Annotated in this window: 7 protein-coding genes and 4 pseudogenes; 1 reads left to right on the forward strand and 10 read right to left on the reverse strand. The window is 74.8% G+C overall.

The features are described from left to right. Positions 1-133: 133 nt before the first annotated feature. The 8 genes and pseudogenes from MCBG_RS07720 to MCBG_RS35090 form a co-directional block, all read right to left on the reverse strand. Positions 134-1068 (reverse strand): annotated as a pseudogene (locus tag MCBG_RS07720) (copper transporter); the annotation flags it as partial. A 28-nt stretch (positions 1069-1096) separates the two neighbouring features. Then, on the reverse strand, positions 1097-2275 hold the full coding sequence (steA, locus tag MCBG_RS07725) for a putative cytokinetic ring protein SteA (protein ID WP_043330324.1): 1179 nt from the start codon (positions 2273-2275) through the stop codon (positions 1097-1099). Positions 2276-2393: 118 nt separating this feature from the next. Continuing rightward, positions 2394-4151, reverse strand: a complete 1758-nt coding sequence (gene recN, locus MCBG_RS07730) for a DNA repair protein RecN (protein WP_043324899.1) — start codon at positions 4149-4151, stop codon at positions 2394-2396. Between the two features lie 600 nt (positions 4152-4751). Then, positions 4752-5636, reverse strand: coding sequence for an NAD kinase (locus MCBG_RS07735; RefSeq protein ID WP_043324900.1), 885 nt, complete (start codon positions 5634-5636; stop codon positions 4752-4754). After that, positions 5633-6478, reverse strand: a pseudogene (locus MCBG_RS07740) (TlyA family RNA methyltransferase). The gene MCBG_RS07735 and the pseudogene MCBG_RS07740 overlap by 4 nt, the downstream one beginning before the upstream one ends. 21 nt (positions 6479-6499) lie before the next feature. Beyond that, complete coding sequence (locus tag MCBG_RS07745) at positions 6500-6727, reverse strand: hypothetical protein (protein ID WP_030502668.1); 228 nt, start codon at positions 6725-6727, stop codon at positions 6500-6502. Beyond that, positions 6724-6864: a hypothetical protein gene (locus MCBG_RS32380; RefSeq protein ID WP_157560775.1), complete on the reverse strand. Its 141-nt coding sequence runs from the start codon at positions 6862-6864 to the stop codon at positions 6724-6726. Before MCBG_RS32380 ends, MCBG_RS07745 begins: the two co-directional genes overlap by 4 nt. A 119-nt stretch (positions 6865-6983) precedes the next feature. Continuing rightward, positions 6984-7544, reverse strand: a pseudogene (locus MCBG_RS35090) (phasin family protein); the annotation flags it as partial. Positions 7545-7656: 112 nt separating this feature from the next. Between MCBG_RS35090 and MCBG_RS07755 the strand changes: the two are divergent. After that, complete coding sequence (locus MCBG_RS07755; protein ID WP_043324901.1) at positions 7657-7992, forward strand: SCP2 sterol-binding domain-containing protein; 336 nt, start codon at positions 7657-7659, stop codon at positions 7990-7992. Between the two features lie 42 nt (positions 7993-8034). On the opposite strand, the gene MCBG_RS07760 is transcribed toward MCBG_RS07755, so the two are convergent. Together MCBG_RS07760 and MCBG_RS35095 are read right to left on the reverse strand one after the other, a co-directional pair. Continuing rightward, the gene (locus MCBG_RS07760) at positions 8035-9030 is read right to left on the reverse strand and encodes an HAD-IIA family hydrolase (RefSeq protein ID WP_176722855.1); all 996 of its coding nucleotides are present in this window, start codon (positions 9028-9030) and stop codon (positions 8035-8037) included. Between the two features lie 529 nt (positions 9031-9559). Beyond that, positions 9560-9664, reverse strand: a pseudogene (locus MCBG_RS35095) (Replicase polyprotein 1ab); the annotation flags it as partial.

Here is a 9664-nt window from a genome sequence, read left to right on the forward strand (position 1 = left end):
TGCGCGTCTGGCGCAGCGTGTAGCGGGCGGCCAGCACCCCCGCGCCCACGGCGAGCAGCCGACCCAGTCTCACGGGACCTCCTCGATCCGGACTTCGAACGCGACGCGGCACGGACCGGGCGGCCCGGCGGTCCCGGGGCAGTGTAGGCACCCGGGAGGCGGCGTTGTCGCCCACGCCGTACAGACCAATCTTCTTCTCGGTGAGCTGCTGCGCCAGGGCGAGGCTGGTGGCCAGCTGGCCCTGCACGGTGTTGGCGTTGTCGACGGTGGAGATGGTCTGCGACAGCACGGGTCGCCGCGGACCACGGAGACCAGGTTCCCGCCGGTCGAGCCCATGCCGGCGACCACCAGCGCGCCGGCCCGGTCGAACTCCACGGCGATCTTCACCACCGACTCGTCCTTCTTGGCCGAGTCCTTGTCCACGTACGGCTGGCCGGTGACCATCACGACCGCCTCGGCGGCGGTGGAGATCTTGTCCGCCGGGGTGAGGTAGCCGGCGGTGGCGTACTGCTCCAGCACCGTGCGCCGGTCGGTCTCGCTGGCCGCCGGGGTGCCCGCGGGACGGTCGACCAGGACGTTCGCCAGCAGCGCGCTCGAGGTCTCCACGCCGTGCCCGTTGCCGGGCAGGTTGATGGCGGGGGACGTGTTCGGCCGGGCGGTGACCGCCAGTTCCAGCAGGTTGTTGTTGCTGTCCGGGTTGACGAACTTGTCCTGCACGTCGATGCGGCCGGTGACGTCCGCGCCGGCGGTCTGCAGCATCTTCACCACGCCCTCGGCCTGGTCGCGGCCGCTGGGCAGGGTGAGCACCAGCACCCGACGGCCGGTCAGCTTGCCGGGCAGGACGAGCTGGGCCACCTCGGCGGCGAAGTCCTCCTCGGTCTCCAGCTGCTTCTGCATGCTGTTGACCGACTGGCGCATCAGCGAGTTGTCCTTGCGCAGGCCGTTGACGTTCTCCCGGAGCGAGTCGGCGACCGGCCCGTTGAGGGCGGCCGTGCCGACCACCAGGCCGATCGCCAGCGCCAGGAACACCGCGGTCAGGGACACCACGTGGTAGCGAAAGTTGATCACGCTTGCAGCCTCTTGATCGTCGGGGGAGCTAGAAGAGCTGGCCGAGCTGGAACACGAAATTGTCCCACCATTCGGAGACCACGCCCAAATACGCCTTCCCGACGGTGGAGACCGCCACCGCGGAGGCCATCGCGGCCACCGCCGACAGGACCAGCAGCAGCAGCGACGAACCGGAGATGCTCTGCCGGTAGAGCCGGCTGACGCCCTTGGCGTCGACCAGCTTGCCGCCCACCTTCAGCCGGGTCAGGAACGTCGACGCCATGCCGCCGCGCCCCTTGTCCAGGAACTCCACCAGGGTGGCGTGGGTGCCGACGGCCACCAGCAGCGACGCGCCCTTCTCGTCGGCCAGCAGCATGGCGAGATCCTCGCTGGTGGCCGCCGCCGGGAACGTGATCGCCGGTACGCCGAGCCCGTTGACCCGGGCCAGGCCGGGCGCCCGCCCGTCCGGGTAGGCGTGCACGATCACCTCGGCGCCGCAGCGCAGCACGTCGTCGGTGACCGAGTCCATGTCCCCGATGATCATGTCCGGGGTGTAGCCCGCCTCGACCAGCGCGTCGGCCCCGCCGTCGACGCCGATCAGCACCGGCTTGAACTCCCGGATGTACGGGCGCAGCACGTCCAGGTCGGCCTTGTAGTCGTAGCCGCGCACCACGATCAGGCAGTGCCGGCCCTGGACCTGGGTCTGGATCTCCGGCACGCCGACGCCGTCGAGCAGCAGGTCACGTTCCTGCCGCAGGTAGTCCATCGTGTTGGCGGCGAACGCCTCCAACTGCACCGACAGGCCCTCCCGGGCGTCGGCCATCGACTTGGCCACGGTCTCGGCGTCCTGCAACGTGCCGTGCGCGACCGGCTCCTCGCCGACGAACACGGTGTTGCCCTCGATGCGGACCCGGTCACCCTCGCGGACCTGCTCGAAGACGCTCTCGCCGAGATCGTCCAGCAGCGGGATGCCGGCCGAGATCAGCACCTCCGGGCCGAGGTTGGGATAGCGGCCGGAGACCGACGGCTTGGCGTTGAGCACCGCCGCCACACCCACCGCGACGAGCGAGTCGGCCGCCACCCGGTCCAGGTCGACGTGGTCGATGACCGCGATGTCGCCGGGGCGCAGCCGCCCGACCAGCCGTTTCGTCCGGCGGTCGAGGCGCGCGGTGCCGACGATGGAGCCCGGCTCCGGGTTCCGGCTCCGGCGCAGTATGGGTAGACGCATCGTGACCATCCTGGCATGTGAGGCAGGTTTTGCTGTCGCGACATGCCTGAGCAGGGCCGCCTACCCAGGGAAGCACACCGGAACCCGCGCCGGTGTGCTTGCGCTCACAATCGGGGTATCACGGACGCCTTTCCTTGGCCGCCACGGCCAGGAGCTCCTCGGCATGGGCGATACCCAGATCCGAGTCCGGCAAACCGGCGAGCATCCGGGCCAGTTCCCGGGCGCGCTCGGTGTCCTCCACCACGCGCACCCCGCTCGTGGTGACCGCTCCCCCGGTGTCCTTGGCCACCACCAGGTGCCGGTCGGCGAACGCGGCGACCTGCGGCAGGTGGGTGACCACGAGCACCTGATGACTGCGGGCCAGCCGGGCCAGCCGGCGGCCGATCTCCACCGCGGCCTGACCGCCGACACCCGCGTCGACCTCGTCGAACACCAGCGTGGGCGGGCCGCCGGAACCGGCGAAGACCACCTCGATGGCGAGCATCACCCGGGACAGCTCGCCGCCGGAGGCGCCCTTCTGCAACGGCAGCGCCGGCGCGCCCGGGTGGGCCAGCAGCCGCAGCTCCACCTCGTCGGCGCCGTCCGCGCCGACGCCGGTCTCGACGCCGTTGACCGGCAGGCTCGGCTCGGACCGGCCCGCCGGACGCGGCAGCACCGCCACCTCGATCCGGGCGTGCGGCATGGCCAGCCCGGCCAGCTCGACGGTGACCTCCTCGGCGAAGCGGACCGCGGCCTCCCGCCGGGACGCCGACACCCGGCCGGCGAGGTCGGCCACCTCACCGGCGAGCCGGGTGGCCTCGCGGTCCAGCTCGTCCAGCAGCTCGTCGGAGGTGTCCAGATCGGACAGCCGCGTGCGGGCCCGCTCGGCCCACGCCACCACGCCGTCGACGTCGTCGGCGTACTTGCGGGTGAGCCCGCGCAACGCGGCCCGCCGCTCGTAGACGGTCTGCAGGCGGGCCGGGTCGGCGTCCAGCGCGGCCAGGTAGGTGGACAGCTCCGCGGCCACGTCGGTGACCAGCGTGGCGGCCTCCTCCAGCCGGGCCGCCAGCTCGCCCAGCGCCGGGTCGGTGCCGGCCTGCGCCTCCAGCGTGCGCCGCGCGGTGCCCAGCAGCGCCGCCGCGTCCGGCGTGTCGTCGGCCGCCTCGACGCCGCCGGCCACGCACTGCTGCGCCACCTGCGCGGCGGTACGCAGCCCCTCGGCGTGCTCCAGCCGCTGCGCCTCCGCCTTCAGCTCGTCGTCCTCCCCCGGCTGCGGATCGACCCGGGTGATCTCGTCCAGGCCCAGCCGCAGCAGGTCGGCCTCCTGGTTGCGTTCGCGCGCGTTGCGCCGCCGGTCGGCCAGGTCGTCGACGACCGTGCGCCACCGGGCGTACGTCTCGCGCAGCGCGTCGAGCAGCTTCTCGTGCTCCGGCCCGGCGAACCGGTCGAGCGAGGCGCGCTGCTCGGCCGGGCGCAGCAGCCGCAGCTGGTCGGACTGGCCGTGCACGGCCAGCACCTGCTCGCCGACCTCACCGAGCGTGGACACCGGCATGGCCCGCCCGCCCAGGTGCGCGCGGGAACGCCCCTCGATGGTCACGGTGCGGCTGAGCAGCAGCGAGCCGTCCTCGTCGGGCTCACCACCGGCGTCGAGGATGCGGGCGTGCACCGACTCGGCCACCCGCCCACCGAGGCGCAGCCGGCCCTCCACCACGGCGCGGCCCGGCTGGGCGCGCACCCGGCCGGCGTCGGCGCGGCCGCCGAAGAGCAGGCCGAGGCCGGTCACCACCATGGTCTTGCCGGCGCCGGTCTCGCCGGTGATGACGTTCATCCCCGCGGCCAGCGGCAGCGTGGTGTCCTCGATGACGCCCAGTCCGGTGATGCGCAGCTCTTCCAGCACAGCACCCGACAGTAGCCCCGCCGTGTGACAGTTGACCAGCCGGCAGGTCGAGCCGCGGGCACCCGACCCCGGACGAGGAAGAGCTCCACCGCAGCCCGGTACGGGCGGACACGGCCCGGGCCGGTGAGTTCGCGCAGCGGCTGGGCCGCCGACCGGCCGTGGTGGACGGTCGCACCGCGACCTGCCCACTGGTGCACGGCGGCCGGCCGACCTGATGCCGCCGCACCGGCGACATGTCGCCAGGTGGACACGAGCGCAGCGCGGTAGAGGGCCGGGACGCCGGAGATCGCGTCGCCCAGCTCGCGCGCCGCCGCTTCCTCCGGCGGCGGCTGCACGACCTGTCCGCCCGACCGGGGTCGACACCCGATCGGGCGCGGCGCGCCGGTCCGCCCGCCGCGGCCGGCTACGACACTCCGGCGTCCCGACCGTCGCGGCCCCGACCACCCCCTGGCCGAGCCCGCGACATCCGGGCCACGCATCCGGAAGCGGCGGGCCTCACCGCCGCACCCGGACTCACCTCATCGCGGCCCGTACGCTCACCGTAACGTGCGCGGCGGCCCGGACCGGTGGTCCGAACGGAGGTTTCCGCTGATCCGTCGGTCAGCGACGGTTGCCCCGCCAGCCCTGGACGGGCAGGTCGAACTTGGCCACCAGCCGGTCGGTGAACGGACGCGCCCGCAACCGCACGATGCGCACCGGCAACGTGCCCCGGCGCACCGTGACCCGGGCGCCCGGCGGCAGGTCGTAGACACGCCGGCCGTCGCAGCAGAGCACCGCGAGGGTGGTGAACGGGTCGACGGTGATGACGAACGTCGACGTCGGCGCGGTCACCAGCGGGCGGCTGAACAGCGCGTGCGCGCTGATCGGCACCAGCAGCAGCGCCTCCACCTCGGGCCAGACCACCGGCCCGCCGCCGGAGAACGCGTACGCGGTGGAGCCGGTCGGGGTCGCGCAGATCACGCCGTCGCAGCCGTACCGGGACAGCGGCCGGCCGTCCACGTCGACGAGCAGCTCCAGCATCTGGGCGCGCTCGCCCTTCTCCACGCTGATCTCGTTGAGCGCCCACGACTCGATGGTCGGCCCGCCCTCGAACTCGGCGGTGACGTCCAGCGTGAGCCGTTCGTCCACGCTGTAGTTACGCTCGACCACGTCACGTACCGCGGTGTCCAGGTCGTCGATCTCCGCCTCGGCGAGGAAGCCGACCTTGCCGAGGTTGATGCCCAGCAGCGGGACCTTCGCCGGACGGGCCAGCTCGGCCGCGCGCAGGAACGTGCCGTCCCCGCCGAGCGCGAAGACGATCTCGGCGCCCTCGGCCGCCTCCGGGCCGGTCACCGGCACCACACCGGGCAGGTCCAGGTCGTCGGCCTCCTCGGCCACCACCCGCACCTCGAAACCGGCGGCGATCAGGTCGGCGGCCACCGCGCGCGCGTGCTCGGTGCTGCGTCGACGGCCGGTGTGCGTCACCAGCAGCGCGGTGCGGCTCACCCGGACACCTCCTCGGTCGTGGCCGCCGTGGTGGCGGCGCCCTGCGGGCCGGCGGCCACCACCGCGCGGACCCGCTCCGGGTCCGCGGCGGGCGCGTCCCCGCGCAACCATACGAAGAACTCGACGTTGCCGCTCGGCCCGGGCAGCGGGCTGGCCGCCACTCCGGCCAGGCCCAGGCCGAGCCCGGCGGCCGCGGCGGCCACGTCGAGCACCGCCTCGGCGCGCAGCGCCGGATCGCGGACCACGCCGCCGGCGCCGACCCGCTCCTTGCCGACCTCGAACTGCGGCTTGACCATCAGCGCCAGGTCGCCGCCGGGGCCGGTGCACGCGGCCAGCGCCGGCAGCACCAGACGCAGCGAGATGAACGACAGGTGGCCACCGTCAGGTCGACCGGACCGCCGATCGCCTCCGGCGTGAGCGTACGCACGTTCGTACGCTCGAACACCCGCACCCGCTCGTCGGTGCGCAGCGACCAGGCGAGCTGCCCGTAGCCGACGTCCACGGCGACCACCTCGGCCGCGCCGCCGCGCAGCAGCACGTCGGTGAACCCGCCAGTCGACGCGCCCGCGTCCAGGCAGCGCCGGCCGGTGACGGTCAGCCCGCCGGGGGCGAACGCGGCGAGCGCGCCGGCCAGTTTGTGGCCGCCCCGGGAGACGTACTCGTCGGCCGGGTCCTCTCCGGTCACCAGCAGCGGATCGGCCGGGTCGACCAGCCGCGGGCTTGCGCGCCCGCACTCCGCGCAGCTGGACGCGACCGGCCTCCACGAGCGCGGCGGCCTGTTCCCGGGAGCGGGCCAGCCCGCGCCGGACCAGTTCGGCGTCCAGCCGGGTACGACGAGCCATCAGGTGTGTCTCCGCCTCTGCTCAGGCCTGGTCGATGGTGGCGAGGGTCTCGCGCAGCGTCTCGTACGCCGCCTCGTACTGGGCGATCTGGTCGGCCGGGGCGAGCGCCTCGGCGTTGGCCATGCCGAGCACCGCGGCGTCCACCGCCGGGTGCCGCGCCTCGCCGACCTCCTCGGCCGGCGCGGGGCGTACCCCCGGGGGTGGTCCGGGCCGCGGGCCCGGCGGCGGACCGGGCCGCGGCGCGGTCACGAGCCGGCCGCCCGGCGGCCGGTGGCCTTCCTCGCCGGCCGGGCGGGCGCGGCGGGCGAGCCGTCGGCGGGGGTACGGGCCATGGTGGCGGGCGGCTTCTTCGCGATCGCCTTCTTGGCCACCGTCTTCTTCGCCACCGCCTTCGTCGGCGCCGTTGCCGCGGACTCGGCGGTCGGCGGCGCGGTCGCGCCGGACGGCGCGGTGGCGGTCCCGGCCGGCGCGGAGGCGGGCTCGGACGATCCGGCGGGCGGCGTCTCGCCGGGCCCGAGGTTGCCGCGCGCCTCGCGGGGGGGGTCCGCTTTCTATATCGGCGGGGGTACGGGCCATGGATGGCCGGGCGGCTTCTTTCACGATCGCCCTTCTTGGCCCACCGTTTTTTCGCCACCGCCTTCGTCGGCGCCGTGCCGCGGACTCGGCGTCGGCAGCGCGGTCGCGCCAGGGCGCGGTGGCGGTCCCGGCCGGCGCGGAGGCGGGCTGGACGATCCGGCGGCGGCGTCTCGCCGGGCCCGAGGTTGCCGCGCGCCTCGCGTAGCTGCCGCTCCAGGTCGTGCACCCGGCGGGTCAGCTCGGCGACCTCGTCGGCAGTGGCCAGCCCGACCGCGCCCAGCGCCCGGTCCACCTCGAAGCGGACCAGCTTGGTCAGCGACTCCCGGTTCGCCAGGCCGGTGGCCACCAGCTCCTCGGCGAGCGTCTGGATCTGGGCGGCGGTCGCGCCACCCTGGCCGACGACGCGCATGACCGCGTCCTGTGCCTTCTTCCGGGGCGCCTCCGTCAGGCCCATGGCCAGCTCGAGGTAGGCGCGCCACGCGTCCTGCATGCCTGAGTCCTTCCGCGGGGCGAGGTGTGCAGGTGCCACGCTACCGGGCACCCCGGACGCCCCATTGCGGTACGGTGCCGGGAAACGGCGTGGTTCGTGGTGAGGAGACGATGTGGCCAGCGTGGACGAGTGCCGGCAGGCGTTGCAGGACCTGGCCGCGCGGCTGGACCGCAACGCCGAGGCGCAGGGACGCATCGACCTGGACCGCACGCTGGCCTGCCGGATCACCGATCTCGGCACCGCGTTCCACGGGCGGCTGGAGGGCGGGCGGCTGGTCGACCTGGCCGACGGCGACGACCCGAAGGCGAAGATCGCGCTGAGCACCGGCAGTGACGACCTGGTCGCGCTGGTGAACGGCCGGCTCGACGTGATGTCGGCGGTCGCGTCCCGGCGGGTCTCGATCAAGGCGAACCCGTTCGACCTGATGAAGCTCCGCAAGCTGCTCTAGCCGGTCCACCGCGACCGCGCCGCCGTCGGGGTGCTTCGCCGCTCAGCCGTCGAGGCCGAACGCGGCGAGCGCCTCCGCCGCCGCCGGGGACTGCGCCCGCACGCGCGGCCCGGCCGACGCCGACCAGGCCACCGCGCAGAGCGCGGCGAGCGCCTCCAGCGGCGGTCCCGCGCCGTCGAGCACGAGGTCCGCGCCGGCTTCCGCCACCGACCAGCCGCCGGCGGTCGCCCGGCCCGGCACCGCCACCACCGCGTCCGGGTCGAAGAGCCCCGCCAGGTCGAACGAGACGTACGCGGGGCGGCGCTCCTCGGGCGCCGCCAGCAGCTCGGCGGCGTCGCTGACCCCGGTGAGCACCAGCAGGCTGTCCAGCCCGGCCCGGCGGGCGCCCTCGATGTCGGTGTCCAGCCGGTCCCCCACCACGAGCGTGCGCCCGGCCCCGGCCCGGCGCGCGGCGGTGGTGAACAGCGCCGGCTCCGGCTTGCCCACCACCACGTCGGGGTCGCGGCCCAGCGCGGTACGCAGCACCGCGACCAGCGAGCCGTTGCCCGGCAGCGGGCCGCGCGGGCTGGGCAGGGTGCGGTCGGTGTTCGTGGCGTACCACGGCGCGCCCGCGCGTACCGCCAGGGACGCCTCGGCCAGGTCGGACCAGCCGACCTGCGGACCGTAGCCCTGGGCCACGGCGGCGGGCTCCTCGTCGACGGTGGACACCGGCCGCAGGCCGACCGCGCGCAGCTCGGCCCGCAGCGCCTCCGCGCCGACCACGAGCACCGGCGCGCCCTCGGGCAGCCGGTCCCGGAGCAGCTCGGCGGTGGCCGCCGCGGAGGTGAGCACCTCCGCCGGCTGCGCCGGGACGCCCATGCCGGTGAGCAGGTCGGCGACCTCGCTGGAGCGCCGGGAGGCGTTGTTCGTCGCGTACGCGACGGCGCGCCCCTCGGCGTGCAGCCGGCCGACCGCCTCGACCGCGCCCGGGATGGGCCGGTCGATCAGGTAGATGACGCCGTCCAGGTCGAAGACGACAAGCGAGTACGCGTCGACCAGCCGGCCGGCCGCTCCGGCGCGGACGGGTCGCCCCTGGTCCGCGCCGGTAGCGGTGTCCCCGCCGTACCCGGTCACCGGCGCTCCGCCGCCTCGCCCTCGCCGGACGCGGCGTCGCCCGGTGCGGGCCGGTCGGCGTCGGCCTTGTCGGCCGGGGTGACGTCGGTGGCGTCCGCAGCCGCGACGGTGCTGCCCGGCGTGGCGGTGTCCGCGGTCGACATGGCGGTGTCCTCGGACGTCGTGACGGCGGTCGGGGTGGCGGTGGCGAGCGAGCCGGCCTCGGCGTCGGTCAGCTCGTCGTCGGTCAGGTCGCCCGCGTCACGGTCCCGGTAGCCGGCCCGTGCCGCGTCGCCGCCGGTGCCCGACACGACGTCGTCGCTCAGCCGCGCGTCGTCCTCACGGTCGTCGTCATCGTCATCATCGTCGTCATCGTCGTCGTCATCGTCGTCGTCATCGTCGTGGTCATCGTCGTGGTCATCGTCGTGGTCATCGTCATCGTCGTCGTCGGCCGACGCCTCGGACGTGTCCGCGTCGTCCTCGGGCTCGTCGTCGCCCTCGATGACCACGCCGTCCAGCTCCAGCAGCCGCTCGGCGGCGTCGGTCTCCCCCTCGGAGTCGACGTCGGCGGCCCGGGGAA

The organism is Micromonospora sp. M42, assembly GCF_000568915.1.
GTDB lineage: Bacteria > Actinomycetota > Actinomycetes > Mycobacteriales > Micromonosporaceae > Micromonospora > Micromonospora chalcea.